16 protein-coding genes and 1 pseudogene are annotated in these 19,174 nt (G+C 63.0%); 8 read left to right on the top strand and 9 right to left on the bottom strand.

From position 1 onward, the window contains the following. Positions 1-52 precede the first annotated feature (52 nt). The 8 genes from J3P94_RS16265 to metC are packed head-to-tail and all read left to right on the top strand — an operon-like array spanning position 53 to position 9,271. The gene (locus J3P94_RS16265; RefSeq protein ID WP_434568798.1) at positions 53-904 is read left to right on the top strand and encodes a transporter substrate-binding domain-containing protein; all 852 of its coding nucleotides are present in this window, start codon (positions 53-55) and stop codon (positions 902-904) included. After that, a complete protein-coding gene (locus J3P94_RS16260) occupies positions 901-2,325 on the top strand; it encodes an FAD-binding oxidoreductase (protein WP_434568797.1) in 1,425 nt (474 codons plus the stop codon). The genes J3P94_RS16265 and J3P94_RS16260 overlap by 4 nt, the downstream gene beginning before the upstream one ends. Next, positions 2,322-3,533 (top strand): aminotransferase class I/II-fold pyridoxal phosphate-dependent enzyme, encoded by a 1,212-nt coding sequence (locus J3P94_RS16255; protein ID WP_434568796.1) that lies wholly within the window; start codon positions 2,322-2,324, stop codon positions 3,531-3,533. Before J3P94_RS16260 ends, J3P94_RS16255 begins: the two co-directional genes overlap by 4 nt. After that, on the top strand, positions 3,530-4,264 hold the full coding sequence (locus tag J3P94_RS16250) for an amino acid ABC transporter permease (RefSeq protein WP_434568795.1): 735 nt from the start codon (positions 3,530-3,532) through the stop codon (positions 4,262-4,264). The genes J3P94_RS16255 and J3P94_RS16250 overlap by 4 nt, the downstream gene beginning before the upstream one ends. Next, complete coding sequence (locus tag J3P94_RS16245) at positions 4,254-5,042, top strand: amino acid ABC transporter permease (RefSeq protein WP_434568794.1); 789 nt, start codon at positions 4,254-4,256, stop codon at positions 5,040-5,042. Before J3P94_RS16250 ends, J3P94_RS16245 begins: the two co-directional genes overlap by 11 nt. Continuing rightward, on the top strand, positions 5,029-5,868 hold the full coding sequence (locus J3P94_RS16240; RefSeq protein ID WP_434568793.1) for an amino acid ABC transporter ATP-binding protein: 840 nt from the start codon (positions 5,029-5,031) through the stop codon (positions 5,866-5,868). Before J3P94_RS16245 ends, J3P94_RS16240 begins: the two co-directional genes overlap by 14 nt. 13 nt (positions 5,869-5,881) lie before the next feature. Next, a complete protein-coding gene (locus tag J3P94_RS16235) occupies positions 5,882-6,478 on the top strand; it encodes a cysteine dioxygenase (protein WP_434568792.1) in 597 nt (198 codons plus the stop codon). A 45-nt stretch (positions 6,479-6,523) separates the two neighbouring features. Continuing rightward, positions 6,524-9,271, top strand: a complete 2,748-nt coding sequence (metC, locus tag J3P94_RS16230; protein WP_434568791.1) for a cystathionine beta-lyase — start codon at positions 6,524-6,526, stop codon at positions 9,269-9,271. 1 nt (position 9,272) lies between these two features. Here metC and J3P94_RS16225 read toward each other — a convergent pair whose 3' ends face one another. The 9 genes and pseudogenes from J3P94_RS16225 to J3P94_RS16185 form a co-directional block, all read right to left on the bottom strand. After that, positions 9,273-10,400 carry a glycosyl transferase gene (locus tag J3P94_RS16225; RefSeq protein WP_434568790.1) on the bottom strand — a complete coding sequence of 376 codons (1,128 nt, stop codon included), beginning with the start codon at positions 10,398-10,400 and terminating at the stop codon, positions 9,273-9,275. Then, positions 10,397-11,500, bottom strand: coding sequence for a non-hydrolyzing UDP-N-acetylglucosamine 2-epimerase (wecB, locus tag J3P94_RS16220; RefSeq protein ID WP_434568789.1), 1,104 nt, complete (start codon positions 11,498-11,500; stop codon positions 10,397-10,399). The genes J3P94_RS16225 and wecB overlap by 4 nt, the downstream gene beginning before the upstream one ends. After that, complete coding sequence (locus J3P94_RS16215; protein ID WP_434568788.1) at positions 11,497-13,083, bottom strand: GMC oxidoreductase; 1,587 nt, start codon at positions 13,081-13,083, stop codon at positions 11,497-11,499. The genes wecB and J3P94_RS16215 overlap by 4 nt, the downstream gene beginning before the upstream one ends. Continuing rightward, a complete protein-coding gene (locus J3P94_RS16210; RefSeq protein WP_434568787.1) occupies positions 13,073-14,356 on the bottom strand; it encodes an SDR family oxidoreductase in 1,284 nt (427 codons plus the stop codon). The genes J3P94_RS16215 and J3P94_RS16210 overlap by 11 nt, the downstream gene beginning before the upstream one ends. Continuing rightward, positions 14,353-14,766: a GtrA family protein gene (locus J3P94_RS16205; protein ID WP_434568786.1), complete on the bottom strand. Its 414-nt coding sequence runs from the start codon at positions 14,764-14,766 to the stop codon at positions 14,353-14,355. Before J3P94_RS16205 ends, J3P94_RS16210 begins: the two co-directional genes overlap by 4 nt. Next, a complete protein-coding gene (locus J3P94_RS16200; protein WP_434574334.1) occupies positions 14,763-15,065 on the bottom strand; it encodes a hypothetical protein in 303 nt (100 codons plus the stop codon). Before J3P94_RS16200 ends, J3P94_RS16205 begins: the two co-directional genes overlap by 4 nt. Before the next feature lie 135 nt (positions 15,066-15,200). Beyond that, a pseudogene (locus tag J3P94_RS16195) lies at positions 15,201-15,260 on the bottom strand (hypothetical protein); the annotation flags it as partial. 281 nt (positions 15,261-15,541) lie between these two features. Beyond that, on the bottom strand, positions 15,542-16,561 hold the full coding sequence (locus J3P94_RS16190; RefSeq protein ID WP_434568785.1) for a glycosyltransferase family 2 protein: 1,020 nt from the start codon (positions 16,559-16,561) through the stop codon (positions 15,542-15,544). Positions 16,562-16,572: 11 nt separating this feature from the next. Further along, on the bottom strand, positions 16,573-18,981 hold the full coding sequence (locus tag J3P94_RS16185) for a phospholipid carrier-dependent glycosyltransferase (protein WP_434568784.1): 2,409 nt from the start codon (positions 18,979-18,981) through the stop codon (positions 16,573-16,575). Positions 18,982-19,174: the final 193 nt, after the last annotated feature.

The following is a 19,174-nucleotide window of genomic DNA, read 5'->3' as shown; positions in this document are numbered from 1 at the left end:
GGCGCTTGCAGCTTTCTCAACGACCCTCGACCGACGCGCAAGGTAATCGCCCATGTCTTCATTTTTCTCCCCTCGAACGCTGGCCGCCCTGTGCCTGGCCTTGACTGCCGGCTGCGCTGCCAGCCTGGCCCAGGCGGACGCCACGCTGGACAAGATCGAGCAGCGCCACGCCATCAGCGTCGGGGTGATGCTCAGCGGCGCGCCGTTCGGCACCATCGACCCCAAGACCGGCGAGCACCGGGGCTATAACGTCGAGTTGGCCCAGGGCATCGGCAAGGCGCTGGGGGTGGAGACGCAGACCGTTTCCGTGCTTGCGCCGAACCGCGTGCAATTCTTGCAGCAGGGCAAAGTCGACATCCTGATCGCCAACATGCAGTTCACCGAAGAACGCGGCGAGATTCTCGACTACGTGCCGACACCTTATGAAGAGGTCGGTGGCGCGGCGCTGATACGCAAGGGGGCCGGCATAGCGCAATGGGCCGACCTCAAGGGCAAACCGGTGTGCGTGTCCCAGGGCAGCAATTTCATCAAGCCGCTGCAAGAAACCTATGGCGCACAGATCAAGGCTTTTCGCAGCCAGTCCGAGTCGCTGTTGTCGCTTCGCGGCAATGGCTGCGTGGCTGCGGTGCACGTGAGCCCGACCATGCACGCACTGTTGAGCGAAGCCGAGTGGTCAGGCTTTGAGATCCCGCTGCCGGGGGACCTGATTCCTTCGAATTCGGTGATCTGGCTGCGCAAGGGCGAGCACGACACCCAGGCCAGACTCGATGCTGTCGTGCGCGACTGGCATCGCAGCGGTTGGCTGATCGAACTCGGCGAGCGCACCGGCATGGCACCGTCCCAGGCCCTGCGTGATCTGCACGCCAGGTATCAAGGTGCGGCTCCCTTGGCCTCGCAGCCATGAGCCATTCACTCTTTTTGACCTTGCAGGCCCTGCTGGGCGCCAGGCATGTGCAACGCGGCGAGGAAGCCGCGCCGTACCTGACCGACAAACAGGGGCGTTACGTCGGGCGAGTAATCGCCGCGGTCCATCCGGGCAGCACCGAAGAAGTCGCGGCGGTGGTCCGGGCTTGCGCCGCGACGGCTACGCCGGTGGTGGTGCAGGGCGGCAACACCGGACTGATGGGCGGCGCCACCCCGGATGCCAGCGGCCGCTCGGTGTTGCTGTTGCTCGATCGGATGAACCGGATCCGCGCCGTGGACACCGACAATGACACCCTCACCGTCGAGGCGGGCTGCATCCTGCAAACCGTCCAGGACGTTGCCCGCCAGGCCGGACGCCTGTTCCCCTTGAGCCTTGGCGCCGAAGGCAGTTGCACCCTCGGCGGCAACCTGGGGACCAACGCCGGCGGCACCGCGGTGCTGCGCTACGGCAATGCCCGTGAACTGACCCTGGGCCTGGAAGTCGTAACCGCCGAGGGTGAAATCTGGAACGGTTTGCGCGGCTTGCGCAAGGACAATACCGGCTACGACCTGCGGGACCTGTTCATCGGCAGCGAAGGCACGCTCGGCATTATCACCGCCGCGACGCTGAAATTGTTTCCGCTGCCCAAGGCGCAGGCCACCGCGCTACTGGCGTTCGACTCCCTGGAGCAGGCGGTGGCGTTGTTGTCCCATGCCCGTGCCGGTTTTGGTGCCAGCCTGACGGCGTTCGAGCTGCTGAGCGCCGAGTGTCTTGCGCTGTTGCGCGAGCAGTGTCCCGATGGTCCGCGGCCCTTCGCCAATGCTCGCCAGCCTTGGTTCGCGCTGTTGGAGCTGTCGGATAACCACAGCGAAAACCATGCCCGGGAAATCTTCGAACAGGTGCTGGGCGAAGCCTTCGAACAGCAGCTGCTGGCCGATGCGCTGATCGCCGAGAACCTCGTCCAGAGCCAGGCATTCTGGCAACTGCGGGAGAACATCAGCGATGCGCAAAAGCGTGCCGGTCGCAACATGAAACATGACATCTCTGTGCCGATTTCTCAGGTCGTCGCGTTCGTTGCCCATACCGATGCGTTGCTCCAGCAACATTTTCCCGGCGTGCGGCATTACACCTTCGGGCATCTGGGCGATGGCAACCTGCATTACAACGTTGCCCATCCGCTGGACTCCACGATTGACGCACACATGGCCCATTACGCCGCGCTCAGTCAGCGGGTGCACGACAGCGCCCATGCTCATGGTGGCTCGATCAGTGCCGAACACGGCATCGGCCAGCGCAAGGTGAACGAGTTGGGGCGCTACAAAAGTGCCGTAGAACTGGACCTGATGCGCCGGATCAAGCAAGCGCTGGACCCACGCAATCTGCTCAATCCGGGCAAGGTACTGGAGGAGGCGCGGCCATGACGCTCCATCTGTCCCAGCGCGTGCAGCGTGTCTCGCTGTCCGCCAATGCCGCCGCCAAGTCCCGTGCCACGGCCCTGCGTGAAGCCGGTCGGGACATTCTCGACCTGACCACCGGCGAGCCGGATTTCGACACGCCGGTGCACATCAAGCAAGCGGCCTGTGCCGCCATTGCGGCCGGGGCCACCAAGTACACCCCGACGCCGGGCGTGAAAGCCTTGCGTGTGGCGGTGCAAGCCAAGCTGCGCAGGGAGAACCAACTGGACTATCCGCTGGCCTCCATCGTGATTGCCAACGGTGCGAAGCAGATCATTTTCAACGCCTTCGCTGCGACCCTCGATGATGGCGACGAAGTGCTGGTGCCGACGCCGTACTGGCCGTCCTTTCCGGACAGCGTGCGTTTTAATGGCGGCGTGCCGGTGTTCATCGAGTGCGGGTTGGAGCAGGGTTGCAAGCTCACGCCACGACAGCTTGAGCAGCATATCGGCGAGCGCACTCGCTGGCTGATCCTCAACAGCCCTGGCAACCCCAGCGGTGCGGTGTACAGCGAAGCCGAACTGCAAGGCCTGGCCCAGGTGCTGCGCCGATATCCCGACGTGCTGATTCTGCTGGATGAACTCTACGAACATATTCGTTTCGACGGGTTTGCCGTCCAGAGCCTCCTCAATGTCGCGGCGGATTTGCAATCACGCTGCCTGGTGGTGGGCGGGGTCTCGAAAACCTATGCCATGACCGGCTGGCGCATCGGTTTCGGCGCCGGACCGCAGGCGCTGACCGACGCCATGAGCGTGGTGCAATCGCAATCCACCTCGGGGGCTTCCTCGGTCGGGCAGGCGGCGGCGCTGGCGGCGTTCGAGGGTGGCCTGGATTTTCTGCCGGAACAGGTCGCGGCCTATCGTCAGCGCCGCGATGTGCTGGTGAGCCGCTTGCGTGATGTCGCAGGCCTTGAAGTGCTTGAGCCGCAAGGTGGCTTTTTCGTTTTTGTCTGCTGCGCCGGGCTGCTGGGGCGCTATCGCCCGGACGGCCAGCGCCTGCAGCACGACGCCGATGTGGTTGCGTATCTGCTGGAAGAGGGCGTCGCCGGCGTCGCGGGCAGTGCTTATGGCTTGTCGCCGTGGTTCCGCCTGTCCATCGCCACGGCGACCGAAACCGTCGCCGAAGCGGGGCGGCGTATCGCCCACGCCTGCGGCAAATTGAGGCGCGAGCCATGAGCCATTGGCTGGAGCAACTCGTCCAGTGGAGCGCCGGGCTCGGCCTCAACTACAACTTTCTGCTCGACGCCTATCAGCGCGGCACGCTGGAGCAGGGCGCGCTGACCACCCTGTGGCTGTGCCTGCTGACGATTGCCGGCAGCTTGCTGGCGGGTGTCGGATTGGCCGCCCTGTTGACTTCCGGCAAGCCTTGGCTGGCCAGACCTGCGCGAGTGTTTATCGAAGTCACCCGCAACACGCCGACGCTGGTGCAGCTGTATTGCGCCTTCCTGGTGCTGAACATGCTGCTGACCCAGGCCGTCGGCGCGGCCAACCCGCTGACGCCCTTCGCGTGGGTGGTGATCGTGATCTCGCTGCACAAAGGCGCCTTCCACGCCGAGGCCCTGCGTGCCGGCATCGAAGCGGTGCCGACGGTGACCCTGGAGGCGGCCAGTTCACTGGCTTTCAACCACCGCCAATTGTTGTGGAGCGTGCAACTGCCCCTGGCCCTGCGTTTTGCCTTGCCGTCGCTGATCAACAACCTGATCGACCTGGTGAAAATGACCGCCGTGGCCTCGGCCATCGCGGTAGGCGACATCACCTACGCGGCGATCATGATCTGGACCCAGAGCGACAACGTGCTGGAGCTGATGATTTTGATCCTGGCGTTTTTCGGCCTGCTGAGTTTTACCGTCAATTGCGTCGGGCGCTGGCTCGAAGCCCGCCTGAGGATGCCCGGTTATGGCCATTGATTCCTCCGCTGTCCTGCCCGTGGCCTGGCCGCGGCGCCATCTCGGCAAATTGCTGCTGGGGCTGGGAGCGCTGTGCTGGCTGGCTTATCTCGCGCCGAACAGCCCGGTGCTCAAGGCGCTGTGGCAATGGTCGCCGGCGTTGGTCGCAGGGTTTGGCCAGAACATCCTCATCAGCCTGCTGGCCATCGGTCTCGGCTCGGTGATGGGGCTGCTGGTAGGCGCCATGGTGCTGTCGCCGCTGCGGCTGTTGCACTGGCCGGCGCGGATCTGGGTGCAGGTCTTTCGTAATGCGCCCTGGCTGGTGCTGATCTATTTCACCACCTATGTGTTCCCGTTCGAGATTCGCATTGGCACGGCCTATGTCGCGTTTCCCGACTGGGTCAAGGTGACCCTCGGCCTGGCCCTGCCGGCCAGTGCGAATGTCGCGGAAATCTTCCGTGGCGCCATCGCCTCGATCCCCAGCACCCAATGGGAGGCCGCGCGATCTTTGGCGTTCAACCGTGGGCAGATTTTTCGCTCGATCATCCTGCCCCAGTGCTTCAAGCGCATGTTGCCGCCGTGGATGAACCTCTATGCGGTGATCACCATGGGCACCGCGCTGGCCTCGCTGGTGGGCGTGCATGACGTGATCGATACCGCGCAGATCGCCAGCAACACCGTGAACCTGACGGGCTTCACCGTGCTGATCTACCTGAGCCTGCTGGTGCTGTTCTTTGCCTACTGCTACCCGATTTCCCGTCTTACCCAATACCTGGAGCGACGTTATGCCTTCTACTGAAACCGTCGCCGAGCCCCTCGTCAGCCTGCGCGACCTGCACCTGTCGTTCGGCAGCAACCCGGTGCTCAAGGGCATCGACCTGGACGTACGCCGTGGTCAGGCCGTGTCGATCATCGGTCCGTCCGGCTCGGGCAAGTCGACAATCCTGCGTTGCATCACCGGGCTGCTGCAGCCCCAGCGTGGCAGCATCCGTGTCGGTGCCACCGAGGTCCATACGCTGGCCCAGGAGGCCCAGCGCATCGAACTGCGCAAGCGCGTCGGGTTCGTGTTCCAGCAGTACAACCTGTTCCCGCACCTGTCGGTATTGGAGAACCTGGTGATCGCGCCGCGCAAGGTGCTCGGCCGCAACCGCAGCGATGCCGAAAAGGACGCGCGGGCCTTGCTCGCCAAGGTGCGCATGGAGCACAAGGCCGACGCCTATCCGGGGCAACTCTCGGGCGGCCAGCAGCAACGCGTGGCGATCGCCCGCGCGCTGGCGATGCGCCCGGAGCTGATTCTGTTCGATGAAGTGACCTCGGCCCTCGATCCGGAAACCGTCGGCGAAGTGTTGACGGTGATTCGCGAGCTGACCGAGGAGGGCATGACCTGCGTGCTGGTGACCCATGAAATGCGCTTCGCCGAAGAGATCAGCGACGTCGTCTATTTCACCGAGAACGGCGTGATCGTCGAGCACGGTAGCGCCGCCCAAGTCTTCCAGCATCCCGCCAGCGAGCGCACCCGGGAATTCCTGCGCCACGCCCTGGGCGACCCGGGGCGCCGGCCGCCTCTCGTCCAGGACGACCCGTATCTGTTGACCAACCTGAGCCGCTATAGCCTGTCCGTCTGAAAAGGAACCTGCCATGAATACCCGTAACCGTGCCGATGTGATCGAGGGCTTCCTCAAGCAAGTGCGCGTCATCCATCAGCGTGGCGTCGACCGCGCCGCGCTCAAGCAGATCGTCGTGCTGCTGGAAGGCCTGGCCGAACGCCGCGACCTGTTCAATTTCGAGGCGTTCCCGGCGCCGCAGCCGGGGCAGGGCAGCACCGCGTTTCGCTATCGCCTCAACGATGACGGCGACACCCCGACGCTGTACCTGAACTCGCTGCTGCCGGGCAAAAGCACCATCCCCCATAACCATGAGACCTGGGCCATCATCAGCGCCATCGAAGGCCAGGAAATCAACTACGTCTACCAGCGTGATGACGAAGGACGCGAGCCTGGATTCACCACGCTGCACTTGGAAAAGGAAGTGATCGTGCAGCCTGGAACCTCCATCGCTTTCCTTGGCGAGGACCTGCATGGCATTCGGGTCGCAGGCGAGCAACCGACCCTGCATTTCCATCTTTATGGCCTGCCGCTGGAGTCGCTCAACGGCCGTTACGGCGTCGAAGCCGATGGGCGAATCCTCAACTACAACGCCTCGCAGATGGCGCCGTCGATCAAGGCCTACGCCTGACGGCCTCTTGCCTTGCAGCCTTTCAATTTTTCCAGCGGGACTACCATGAGCCAGACCTTGACTCCCCAGCAACTGCAGCAGTGGTTGTTCGACGGGCAGGAAATCGCCCTGTTTGACGTGCGTGAGCACGGCCAGTACGGCGAAGCCCATCTGTTTTTCGGGGTGAATCTGCCCTATAGCCGCCTGGAGCTGGAGGCTCGACGGCTGGCGCCGAACCTTCAGGTCCGGTTGGTGCTGCATGACCAGGATGGCGGCGACCTGGCGGAGCGCGCGGCGCAGCGCCTGCACGTGCTGGGCTACGCCAACGTGCACATCCTCGAAGGTGGCGCCGACGGTTGGCAGGCCGCCGGCTATCAACTGTTCGCTGGCGTGCATGTGCCGTCCAAGGCTTTCGGCGAGCAGGTGGAGGCGGTCCGTCACACGCCTCACGTCAGCGCTCGCCAACTGGCGCAATGGCAGGCTCGGGGCAAGCCGTTGGTGATCCTCGACGGCCGGCCGCTGGAGGAGTATCGCAAGATGACCATTCCCGGTTCGATCTGCTGCCCGAATGGCGAACTCGGGTACCGCGTGCATGATCTGGTGCCGGACGAGCAGACCCCCATCGTGATCAATTGCGCCGGCCGGACCCGCAGCATCATCGGCGCCCAGACGCTGATCGACCTCGGTCTGAAAAACCCGATTTATGCGCTGGAGAACGGCACGCAGGGTTGGCATCTGGAAGATTTTCACCTGGAGCACGGCAGCCAACGGCGTTATGCCGACCAGGTGTCGAGCGCCACATTGCCGACCCAGCGCCTGGCGGCGACACGCCTGGCCGAGCGGGCCGGGGTGCCGACCGTGGAGGCTGCCCAGGTCGAGCGGTGGGCGGCGGAGGCCGGGCGCAGCCTGTTTCTCTGCGACGTGCGCACCGCCGAGGAGTTTGCCGCCGGCACATTGCCGGGCGCGCAGCACGCGCCGGGCGGACAGTTGATTCAATCCACCGATCTGTATGTGGGCGTTCGTCAGGCGCGGGTGGTGCTGTTTGACAACGACGGCGTGCGTGCACCGATCATCGCCAGTTGGCTGCGGCAGCTCGGGCATGAAGCTTTTGTATTGTCGGGCGGATTGAGCAGTGGCCTGGCGTTACCGCTTCCAGCCGTCTTCGCGCCTGCGGAACTGCCCGGGATCAGCGCGCAGGCCGTGGCGGATGCCCTGAGGGATGACGCGGTGGCGCTGATCGACCTGCGTTCGAGCAACGCCTATCGCAAAGGTCACATTGCCGGGGCGCGCTGGTCGATTCGACCCTTACTGGCCGGTGCGCTGGCGGGCGAGCGGCGGCTGCTGGTGCTGGTCGCCGATGATCCTCGGCTGGCGGCCGTGGCGGCGCTGGAGCTATCGCGAACCGATGTTCATTGGCTCGATGGCGGGGTCGATGCGTGGCGCTCGGCCGGCCTGGCGCTACGAGAAGGCGCCGACACGTTGCCGGATGAACAGTGCATTGATTTCCTGTTTTTCACTCACGACCGGCATTCCGGAAACAAGGACGCGGCGCGCCAGTACCTGGCGTGGGAAATCGGCCTGCTGGCGCAAATGAACGAAGCGGAGATCGCCAGCCTCAACCCGTTGCAGGGCCCGCCTCAAAGCGCTGCCGATGCGCGGCTTCGCACCCGCCTGGTTCATGGCGCGCACAGCGAGAAGGGCACCGGCGCCCGGTCCGTCAATGTGCCGGTCAGTCGTTTGAGCACGGTGCTGTTCGACAACCTCGCACAGATGCGCGACGCCCGTTCCCGGCGCGACAGCGAGCGAGTGCTGACTTATGGCGCTCGCGGCAACCCGACGGCCTTCGCCCTCGAAGACCTCGTTACCGAACTGGAGGGCGGCTACCGCACCCGGCTGTTCGGTACCGGGTTGGCTGCCGTGGCGCAAACCTTCCTGGCCTACCTGCGGCCCGGCGATCATGTCCTGATCACCGATGCGGTGTATGCGCCGGTACGCCGCGTGGCCCGGGATTTCCTCGAAGCCTTCGGCGTAGAAGTCGGCTATTTTGCCCCCGACGGCAGCGACCTGCCCGGACGGCTGCAAGCCAACACCCGGATGGTCTACACCGAAGTGCCCGGCTCACTGCTGTACGAACTCTGCGACTTGCCGGCCATCGCCGCGCTCTGCAAGCCGCGCGGCATCCTGCTTGCCGTGGACAATACCTGGGGTTCGGGCGTGCTGTACCGGCCGCTGGCATTGGGCGCAGACATCTCGATCATGGCCCTGACCAAGTACCTGAGCGGCCACAGCGACGTGGTCATGGGCAGCGTGTGCACGCGCCAGGAGGCTTGGCCAGCACTGGCGGCCATGAGCGACACCTTCGGCAACACCGTCAGCCCCGACGACGCCTATCTGGTCCTGCGTGGCGCACGCACCCTGGCGCCACGCCTCGACACTCATGAGCGCCAGGCACTGGCGATCGCCCATTGGTTGCAGGCGCAGCCGCAGGTGAAACGGGTCTTCCACCCAGCACTGCCCGATCATCCCGGTCACGGTCTGTGGTTGCGGGACTTCAAGGGCAGCAATGGACTGCTGTCTTTTGAGCTTCGCGAAAATGACGACGCGTACCTGGAGGGTTTTATCGATGCGTTGCAGGTGTTCGGGTTGGGGGCGTCCTGGGGTGGGTTCGAGAGTCTGGTGACCGTTGCCGATACCCAGGATCGGCAAAGCGCCGAGGATCGGGCGTTGAACCCGGTGGTGCGCTTGCATGTGGGGTTGGAGGATGTCGAGGTGTTGATCGAGGACCTGCAGCGGGGCTTTGTGGCTGCCGGATGATTTACCAGACTTCTGGTTTCTCCAATGAGGCAGGCATGAGGTCTACCGCCGAAAAACGCTTGGCCCAGAGATGCTCCTGACGAAATTGCTGAACGGTGGCATGGTCGCTTTGACTGGCGAGCGCTGCAACGACGGTGTTGCGCAGGTCAGTGCCTTGATCCACGATCCAGACGCCCGGCTCCCGGTCGCGCAGGGCCATTTCACCGAAGCGGGTCGAGATGACAGGCAGGCCGAGGGCGCGGTACTCGTAGTATTTGATCGGGTCGACCGAGGCGGTGAGGCGGTTGAGCTTGAACGGAATCAGGCCTACCGAAAACGTTGCCATGGCCGTCATTGCATCGGCATGGGAACACTCGGGTAGCAGCTCGATGTTGGCGGGCAATACGCAGGGCGCCGGTGTGAAGACGGGGCCGATCAGCCGGATCCGGTTTCCAGGATTGGCCTGGGCCAGCGCGGTGACCAGGTCCCAGTCGAACCAACGACCCAGGGTGCCGACATAACCAAGCACCTGTTGTTTGGCGGCCAGGTCCAGGCTTTCGGCCGGCGCCAGTCCGCGCACGTCACAGGCATTGAGGGCCAGTTCCACCTGGTCGGTCATGCCCAGGAGTTTGTTGCGCAGAGGGCTGGAGGAGGCCAGCACTTTGCCTACCTGTCGAATAAGCTGCGCCTGGCGACGCTCCATGGACCGGCGTGACAGGCCCTGATAAAAGGCCGGAAAATCATCCATCGCGTCGTAGACGGCAGGGCTTGCAGGCATGCGTGCCAGCAGTTGCAAGGCCAGTTCGGAAGGTTTCCCGACACCTATCAGGCAGGGGCCGGCGGCGGCAAACGCCGCAATCTCCTTGAACAGATTGCGCCACAGTCGCTTGAGCAGCAGTGCCGAGCCTGGAAGCGGCTCAATGGGGAGGCTCCGGGGTTTGCAAACGTGCAACCAGGGGGGAACGGTGACGCTGTGCTGATCGGCAACAGGCGGCTTGGACCTGATGTCGTTCAACGTGGGCAAGCGCGTCGGGTATGGATCGATCCAGAGCACCTGTGCGCCAGTCTGGTGGTGATACCAGTTGACGAAATGATGCGGGCGCTGGCTGAAACTGGCCCATGGCACCGGGGACAGGTAGATCATTCTCATGGCTGAAAGTGCTGGCGCAGGACGTCGGCAATACGCGTTGCGGCCCTGCCGTCGCCATAGGGGGAAACGCCCCGCGCCATGCCCTGATAGGCCTGAGGGTCATCCAGGAGATGCTGTGCCTGTTCAACGATGGTGTCTCGATTGGCGCCCACCAACTTGACTACGCCGAGGTCGACCGCTTCGGGGCGTTCGGTTTCTGTCCTGAGTACCAGCACCGGCTTACCCAGGGCAGGGGCTTCTTCCTGCACGCCCCCGGAATCGCTGATGATCAGGTATGAGCGCTTGATTGCCGCGACAAACGGAGCGTAGTCCAGCGGTGCGCAGAGGATGATGTTCGGGGTTCGGCCGAGCAGTTGATGGGCGACGTCCTTGACGTTCGGGTTGGGGTGGACGGGATAGAGGATCTGGATGTCCGGGTTCCGTTCGGCCAGGCGCTTGAGTGCCTGGCAGATATCCTGGAATGGTTCGCCGAAGTTTTCCCGACGATGGCAGGTCACCAGCACCATGCGTCTGTGCGCATCGAGTGGGACGGTCAAGGCTGAGTCCTGTGCCGCGGTCATCAGCAAGGCATCGATGACAGTATTGCCGGTCAGGGTGATATCACTGGCGGCAACACCTTCGTCCAGCAGGTTGGCCACGGCGCCCTGGGTCGGCGCGAAATGCCAGCGGGCCAGCTTGCCGGCGATCACCCGGTTGGCCTCTTCGGGGAACGGATTGTACAGGTCCCCGGTACGCAGGCCCGCTTCGACATGGCCGAAGGGTATTCGCAGGTAGAAACACGCCAGTGCGGCACTCATGACGGTGGTCGTGTCACCTTGAGCCAGTACCACATCCGGTTTCTCGGCTTGCAGGACGCCGTCGAGTTCACGCAGCAGGCGTGAGGTCAGCGCTGCCAGAGACTGGTTGGGACGCATGATGTCCAAATCGAGGTCGGCATTGATCGCAAAGCCCTTCAGTATCTGGTCGAGCAGGCCGCGGTGCTGGGCGGTGGCGAGCACCCGGCACTCGATGTTTTTCTCGGCCTTGAGGGCGTTGATCACCGGGGCCATCTTGATGGCTTCGGGGCGTGTACCGACGATGCAGAGTACTTTGCGGGTCATGACTGCTGATTTCCTATCATTGTTGTCAGAGAGCGTGCTATCCGGTCCGCGTTGGCCATCAGGGTCAGCGTGTGCGATTTCTCGGTAAGGCTGGGCAGACAGGCGCCGTCGACGACATGCACGCCGTCGAGGCCTGCGACCTGGCCAAGGCGATCGGTCTGGCCAATCTTCGGCGTCGAGTGCATGGGCAGGGTTCCCGCATAGTGGATATCTGCTCCCGGTCTGCCGACGGTGAAGCTCATGGGCATCAACAGCGCGCCCATCTTCCAATAGATCCGCCGCAGCCTGGTCTCGGCGGCTTTCATGATCCCGGGGAGCTCGGGATGCACTTGGCCGGTGATGCTCAACGAACCGTCGGGGCGCAGCAGCGCCGTATTGCTGGACAACTGCCCGGGAAGGAAGATGTTGCCGACGACGCACGCGCTGAGCAGGTTCCTCAGCAATTCGATGCTGTAGCGTTTGCTCATGGGAATCCGGCTGACGAACTCGGTCATGGGCAAGCCCGTGGTGCTGAACGTCGAACCGAAAGCTGTGGCGCCGGACTTCAACTCCAGGGTGAACGAGAGCTGGCCCAGGCCAAATACCGGCACTCCCGGGGTGCCGAGCATTCTTGGCAACCATAGTAGGAAGGCCGCCGTCGGCGATGACAGCAGCGGTACCGGTGCCGAATGGTTCAGGCACTTGAGGACGAGCCGGGTCGAGGCCAGCGTGCCCGCCGCCAGTAACAGGCGGGCACCGCGCAAGCGCCGGGCGGAGCGATGATCGGTGACGGTCCATGAGTCGTCCTGTTTCAGCAGATCCTCCACCAGGAAATTCTGGACGTGCTGGAACCCAGGGTATTGCTTGAGTTTTCGCAGCTCTTGCGAGGCGCTGTACAAGGCTTGGTGGTGACAGCCCCACAAGCAGTTTCCAGAAAGATCGCAGGCCTTGCGCTCGTCGAGGGGCTGGCTCAAGGCGGCGACCCTTGAACGGCCAAGGCGAAACCCCAGGTCGGGAAACACCGCTCGGCGCCGGGTGTAGCGGTCGAGCAAGCGCTGATGCAGGCTGTCCAGCGGCAGGGGTGGTTGCGACCACTCATCCAGACCGAAGTAGCTGGAGAGATCGTCGTCGAGCCGGCCACTGATACCGATCCGGCGCGCAATCGTTTCGTAGGACACTTGCATCTCGGAATAATCGATGGGCAGCCCGGCGAAGTCACCGGCGCCCAGCGCTGCCACGCCGCAACCCCAGGCATTGGACAGGCCTCCGGTGGCCAGTGATCCGATGCCGATGAAGTTTTCGGTCTCGATGCGATTGCCGGCGCTGAACCCTTCGAAGACATGGGCGTGGGTCGGCGTCTTCAGCTTGGGCGATACGGCGTCCAGTTGGTCCAGGGCGTGGAAGTTTTCGCCGATCATCCATTTCCATTGATGCGCGTCGTTGGTCCTGGCACTGAGGAATGGGCGGGTTGGCGGCACCGGTGAGTCGCTGTTGGCCTGGGCATCAACCATGAGCACTCGCAGGCCCGCCTTGACCAGCGGATAGGCCGCTGAAGTCCCGGCTGGGCCGCTGCCGACAATGATCACATCGAACTCAGGCTTCACGGTGGGCTTCACTTCCAAGCAGCAGCGGGCGGGCAAAAGCACGGCACGACAACGCCGCGATCTTCCACACCAACGCTTTGACCGAGGTCAGTCCCAACGCAACCAGCGTGGCGACAAGGCTGCGCGGCCATCGGGTGCCGAGAAACACCTGCGCGCCTTGGGGGCTGGCTTCGGCGATACCGAGTGCAACCTGCAGGCGCCAGGCCAGTTCCTGGCCCTCGGGCGTGCGCAGGACGCCGGGGTTGTCCAGCAGCGTCAAGAGTATCGGCCAGCCCATCAGCAGGCGTGAGTGGATGACGGGACGGGTTTTGCCCGCACGCTCCAGTGCCCTTGCATAGCGCCTTACCAGGCTTTTTTGCGGCGGGCGTTTGAGCAGGTAGCCCAAGAGCACCGCCGCTTCCTGTAGCAGGCCTCGACGTTGCCCATGGCCGGAGCGATGCATGCCGTGGGCAAGAGGGCGCAACGCGATGCCGAGTTTTTCCAGGGAACGCTCGCTGTCCATGGGCGGCAGATGAATAAGGGAAAAGATCCGCTCCAGGCCCAGTTTTCTGCTCAAGGATCGTCCGAGTAACAGCCGCAACAGCCTGAGCAATGCCACCGGCAGGGGGATTGGCATGCGCACGGCGCGGACCCGGTGCGTCGCAATGGCGCTCAGGAAGCGCCCAAAGGCAATCGGTTTTACGGCACCCAGCTTGAGGACCTCGCCATGAATGTCGCCCCGCTCGGCGATGGCCAATATCGCGGCCGCGAGGTCGTCGACATGGATGGGCTGCACGCAAGGCGCCGGCAAGAGGATCGGAATGAACGGGCTCCGGCGAACCAGCCCGGTCAACAGGCCAAAGAGCCCGCACTCGGGACCGCCGTACACTTGTCCGGGGCGGATTACGTTACCCCCGGCGGCAAGCACATGCTGTTCGATACGCCACTTGGTCCGGCCATAAACGCTCGGGGCCGTGGCCCCGGCGGTTTGGCTGGAAATGAAGATGAACCTGGCCGAGCCTTGTCGGGCGCAATCGATCAGCGCCAGGGCCGCGTTTATTTCAGCGTCCGCGTTAGTGTCAGTATGGGGCGATGTGTCGGCCGCCAGATGGATCACCGCCTGAGTGCCGGCCGGGCACTCGGGCGCCGGGCCCCGCAGATCGTAAGGAAGCCAGGCATAGGGGGCAGGGCACGGCTTGCGGGTGGCGCAAATGACTTCGTGACCGCTTGCCGCCGCGAGGGCAGTCAAGCGTCGTCCAATGTAGCCGGTCGCGCCGGTGATCAGTAGCGTCATGGTCGTGCGCCTTGGGCTCGGTCAGCGGGAGCCGGCGGGTGCGTATCGGTACGAAACACGAACCGCTTGCTGATCCAGTAGGTCAGCGCTACGCAGATCACGTCGCTGACAAATTTCACCGGGACAGGGTTATCGATGAGGTACAGCCCCGCGCTGAGCAGCACCGAAGCGAGCGGAATATTGATGGCGAGCAACGAAAAATAGCGCAGCGCTTGAGCCTTGCTGCCGACGCGTGTCGTCTGGAATGTGAAATGCCGATGCGAAAAGAACGCGAACGTCCCGGCCACGACTTTGCCAGCGACGTTGGCCAGCACGGGTTGGTTGTCGAATAGCGCGAGCAGCAACAAAAACGCCCCCATGTCCAACCCATAGGCCACGAGTTGGATGGCGCCGTATCGGATAAAGGTCAAGACGTCCTCCGGATCACCACGATGTGGTGCAAGGCCAGTATCCGGCGCAGCGGATACAGCAGTTTTTCGATGACCTTGAGCACAGGGATGAATACGTCAGGCAGTAGCTGGCGAAAGTTCAGGCCGCCGGATATCAGGTAGCGAAGATAATTGCCGCAGATTTCCTGGTGGACGATCTCCAGACCCGGGTACTTACGCTCGAACGCCTGCCGATCGCGAACGAAAACGATGTAGCTGAGGGCCTGGTTGGCGCCGTTCATGGGGCCGGTTGACGGTGTATGCCAAGAGGGGAAGTGCATGTCGAAGCCTTCGGACTTGAACAGGCGCTTATAGAGGAACGCGGCAAAGGGGCCATGAAAGGGCTCGATCAAAATGGCCCCGCCGCCGATCCTGAGCGTCCTTTCCAGCTCCGTGAAAAAGCGCTCGGGGTGAGGAAAATGATGAAAACAATTCTGGCCATAAAAGGCCCTGACCGAATCATCGTCCAGGCTCATTGCCTGGGCATCGAGCGCCATGTCGAGTTTCTCGCTGGCGACAACGTCCGTGGCCAGGACTTCAGGGTACGAATCGCGCATGGGCGCGATGCCCGCCCCCAACTCCACCTCAAGACCCCCGACCTGGAAATAGCGGTCTGCCAGTCGACGGAACGCGTGGTGGAACTCTACGAAGACGTCCCGAAGCATTTGCTTGCGCTCAAGCACTTTGCCGTGAAGTTCAAGGCGCTCGCAGCCATCGACATCCAGCGTCTTGAGCGACGGGTCCGATAAAAAATCTCTTAGCGCTTTAATGACTTTTCTTCCCGCAATGAAGTGGCCCTGCGCCTGGAATGCCGAGGCCTGTTGGGGACCGAGGCGATGTCGTAACCGAGAAACGCCATGATCAGTTGCAGCCCCATGAGCATGGGCAATGCGCTGAGCATCACGGTGCCGGCTGGCGTCGCGACGCCATGCTGGGCCGACTCGAACCAGTGATAACTGCCGAACAGGATGCCGAACACGAACATCAGGATCCCGATCGGCAGCTCGATCGAAGCCAGGGACATGTCGCGCAAGTAGTAGTTGTAGAGCACGCGCTTGGTGAAGTTGCGCAGATGCTTGAAGAGAAATTCGCCCACGATCTTCGAGATCTTCAGGTGACTGACTTCATCGCCGTAGCGGGCTTCCATCGGAATATCCACTACCACCGCGCGCACGGTGTTCAGCCGGAACAGAATGTCGGTCTCGAAAAAATAGCGTTGGCTGACCTTGTCCAGGGGCAGCAGCCTGGCGACGTCACGGTGAATCGCGGTATAGCCGTTGGTCGGGTCGAACAGATCCCAGTAACCCGTCGACAGTTTGGCCATCAACGACAACACGGCATTGCCGAACAGACGAATTCGCGGCATCGACTGGACTTCCTCCAGGTCGAAAAACCGATTGCCCTTGGTGTAGTCGGCTTCACCCGCCAGGATCGGTTCGATGAACAGCGGAATCAGGGTCGGGTCCATCTGACCGTCGCCGTCGACCTTGACGATGATACTCGCGCCGTCAGCGAGGGCTGCTCGATAGCCGGTCATGACCGCACCCCCCACACCTTTGTTGATGTCATGGGGCAGCACCTTGACCCGAGGGTCGTTACAGGAGGCCAGGACATGCCCGCCCGAACCGTCCGGGCAGGCATCGTCAATGACATAGATGCGCCAGACTTCCGGCCCGATGGCGTCGATGACGCCGACGATATGTGCGGTGACCCGATAGCTGGGGATGACGACGGCAACGCGTAGTTCATCCGTGAAAATCGCTGTTGTTGTGTTCATCGATTTGCCAACTATTGCCTGAATGAAAGTGATTTGAACTCCAGGGGAGTGTCGGTATGCCCGGACGCATAAATGACCGCGGACGTAGCATTAGCCGGGGCAATGACACTCATCTCATGGGTCTCCCAATGCGTGGTGCAATCAAACGTTGCGATGCTGGCGCTGATGAAGTCGCCTTGGTCGTCAATCCAGTTGGCCTGGATTCTTCCGGTAGTGGCTGCCTCCGTGCAGCGTGCGGACACACTGTTGGTGTAGGTCAGCCCCGGCGTGACGTCGACGCGCTGTGTGGCGGGTGTCTTGACGTTGACGGTGAGGATCTTGCGCGAGGTGTCATAGGTCGAGGGTGACAGCAGGTTCCAGCCGTCGAGGCTGGACAGGTCCGGATTGAGCAGGAGCTCGTAGTGGGTGGCGTTGAGTTTGCGCAGGTCCAGGTTACCCAGCCTGGAATACGACGTGGACACGGCGAGCAGGCGGTCGAGCTGTGCCTGGGGAAGAGACTTGAGATCGATCACCAGCCAGTTCACCTGGCGCTGGCGCAAGCGCCGGGTAAGCTCCGCCGGCGAGGTCGCTGCGTCGAATTCGCCCTTCCACTTCAGGTTGTACCACGATGCGTAAAGGGCATCGCCATGCAAACCCGCCATCAAGGGCGACGCAAAAACCGCCACGGGTTGATAACCGCTGTTCAAGGCGTTGACGGTGTCGACCAGTTTCCGGATCGGCAGGCGCTCCAGCAGAAAGGCCTCCCGACCGGCCTGGCTCAACAGTGCCGAGGGTTTGATTTCGCCATAGTAAGTCGCGGCCTGGATGAAGCGAGTGTTGGCCAGGACCAACACGGCACCGGCCGCGATGGCGAGGCTGCGGGGGAACGCCCTGGCGTCGGAAAAGGGCAGGGCGAGGATCACCGAGAACAGCGCAAAGGAGGGAAACACATAACGCAGGTAGGCCGTTGACTGGAACGTCATGAACATCGCGCCGGCGCCGACCAGGAGGATGCACAGGGCTTTTTTGTTGCCGCTCAGCAGCACGGCGACGGCCGCTGTGGGTAGCAGCAGCCACTGGAAACCCGCCGCGCCGACCCGCCCCTCGATGAACTGCGGCGACTGAAAGACCATTCGATAGAGGGTGTCCCAGGTCATCCCGGTACCGAACGTGGCGGGCGGTTCGAAGTTCATGTCCGGCCAGAGCGGCGAATGGAAAACCCCGTTGAAAAATGGGAACACCGGATTACCGGTCAAGTACCCGGCGCAGACGTAAGGGGTAGCGCCCGCCAGCAGCAGGCCGGCGCTACCGAGCATGAGGGTCTTGGCGATTCCTCGCACGGCCCAGGCCTTGTACTGCAGCAAGAGGACCAACAGCAGGACCGGCAGGACACTCAGGGTCACCGCCTTGGTCGCCATGGCGAAACCCAGCAGGACACCGGCCAGGACCAGTTGCGAAAGGCGTTCCCGAGGATCCGCAGTGAAGCCTGACACCTTCAGGATCGCCAGGGTCCCGGCCAGCATGAAGGCGGTCCACGCCGACTCTATGTGCAGGCTGCTGCTTTCAGCGAAGGCGAGGGGCGTCGACAGGAAGATCAGGCTTGCCCAGCGAGCGCTCGTGGCGGAGCCCCCGGCCCAGAGGGTCATGTTGCGAATCTGCCACGCCACCAGCAAGGCGAATGCGCTATTGCTCAGGCGTGACGCCGTTTCGCCCGCCAGCATATAGACGATGCTATAGATCCAGTCGGCCAGCATGGGCATTACGGCCCACACATAGGTGTTTGCATCGAACGACCATTGGTGCCGCTGGGCCAGGTGTGAAGGGACGAAGAGGTGCATGGCCAAGGCGTCGTGGCCGACCTCCGGCATGAAGGCTACCAGCACGTAGAGGCAGGCGAAGCCGCCAATCAATACATCGAGCCCGGTTTGCATGGGCGTATGTGCCGAGCGGGTGGCCTGGATTTGTGCCAGCAGTTCGCGACCTATCGACAGGACCTGTTTGCGCCCCAGTACAAGCGGCAGTGCCAACATCGCGCCATACAGCCAGGGATAATTGATCGGCATATACGCAGCCAGGCCTGTCAGCGTACCGAACGTGCCGGTGCCCATCAGCAGATGGATGCTCCAGTCGGCCGGATTTTCTTGCCTGAGCAGCCACCTGCCGAGCACGGTGGCAGACAGCGCGAAGACCGCGACGACAACCACCGGCCAGATCTGCGAGCAGGCAATGGTCAGGCACGCCAGCAGGCCAAGGCAAAGAACGATCGGCGGCTTGCGAGTGAGGGCGGTAAGGGCCGCCAGGACTGCCACTGACAGCAGTATCGTGCGGCTGCTGCTGTTCATGGAGGCCAGTTCAAGCGTCGAAAAACCGTACACGCCGACCGCCGTACTCGCCAGTAAAACCAACAGCACCACTGCGTACTTCAGGCTGAATCTGGGCAAAATATCGTCTCGGCTGAAGGAACTCGCTTAAGGCTTTCTCGATTCATTGTGGCGAGGGAGCTTGCTCCCGCTGGGCGGCGCAGCAGCCCCAAAAGCTGAATGCAACCTACCTGGCACGCTGCGGTGGCCGGGTTCAGGGCCGCTTCGCAGCCCAGCGGGAGCAAGCTCCCTCGCCACGGTTGGTCAACGCTCG

Source organism: Pseudomonas sp. Z3-8 (assembly GCF_051131975.1).
Taxonomy (GTDB): Bacteria; Pseudomonadota; Gammaproteobacteria; order Pseudomonadales; family Pseudomonadaceae; genus Aquipseudomonas.
The sequence above is the reverse complement of the archived record's forward strand: the minus strand, read 5'-3'. Positions and strand labels throughout refer to the sequence as shown.

What these genes read in the sequence shown, in the direction of transcription:
- metC (WP_434568791.1), top strand. Translation starts at nt 6,524, where the DNA reads ATGAGCCAGACCTTGACTCCCCAGCAACTGCAGCAGTGGTTGTTCGAC.
- J3P94_RS16210 (WP_434568787.1), bottom strand. Translation starts at nt 14,356, where the DNA reads ATGACGCTACTGATCACCGGCGCGACCGGCTACATTGGACGACGCTTG.
- wecB (WP_434568789.1), bottom strand. Translation starts at nt 11,500, where the DNA reads ATGACCCGCAAAGTACTCTGCATCGTCGGTACACGCCCCGAAGCCATC.
- J3P94_RS16190 (WP_434568785.1), bottom strand. Translation starts at nt 16,561, where the DNA reads ATGAACACAACAACAGCGATTTTCACGGATGAACTACGCGTTGCCGTC.
- J3P94_RS16245 (WP_434568794.1), top strand. Translation starts at nt 4,254, where the DNA reads ATGGCCATTGATTCCTCCGCTGTCCTGCCCGTGGCCTGGCCGCGGCGC.
- J3P94_RS16240 (WP_434568793.1), top strand. Translation starts at nt 5,029, where the DNA reads ATGCCTTCTACTGAAACCGTCGCCGAGCCCCTCGTCAGCCTGCGCGAC.
- J3P94_RS16260 (WP_434568797.1), top strand. Translation starts at nt 901, where the DNA reads ATGAGCCATTCACTCTTTTTGACCTTGCAGGCCCTGCTGGGCGCCAGG.
- J3P94_RS16235 (WP_434568792.1), top strand. Translation starts at nt 5,882, where the DNA reads ATGAATACCCGTAACCGTGCCGATGTGATCGAGGGCTTCCTCAAGCAA.
- J3P94_RS16250 (WP_434568795.1), top strand. Translation starts at nt 3,530, where the DNA reads ATGAGCCATTGGCTGGAGCAACTCGTCCAGTGGAGCGCCGGGCTCGGC.
- J3P94_RS16255 (WP_434568796.1), top strand. Translation starts at nt 2,322, where the DNA reads ATGACGCTCCATCTGTCCCAGCGCGTGCAGCGTGTCTCGCTGTCCGCC.
- J3P94_RS16225 (WP_434568790.1), bottom strand. Translation starts at nt 10,400, where the DNA reads ATGAGAATGATCTACCTGTCCCCGGTGCCATGGGCCAGTTTCAGCCAG.
- J3P94_RS16265 (WP_434568798.1), top strand. Translation starts at nt 53, where the DNA reads ATGTCTTCATTTTTCTCCCCTCGAACGCTGGCCGCCCTGTGCCTGGCC.
- J3P94_RS16200 (WP_434574334.1), bottom strand. Translation starts at nt 15,065, where the DNA reads ATGCACTTCCCCTCTTGGCATACACCGTCAACCGGCCCCATGAACGGC.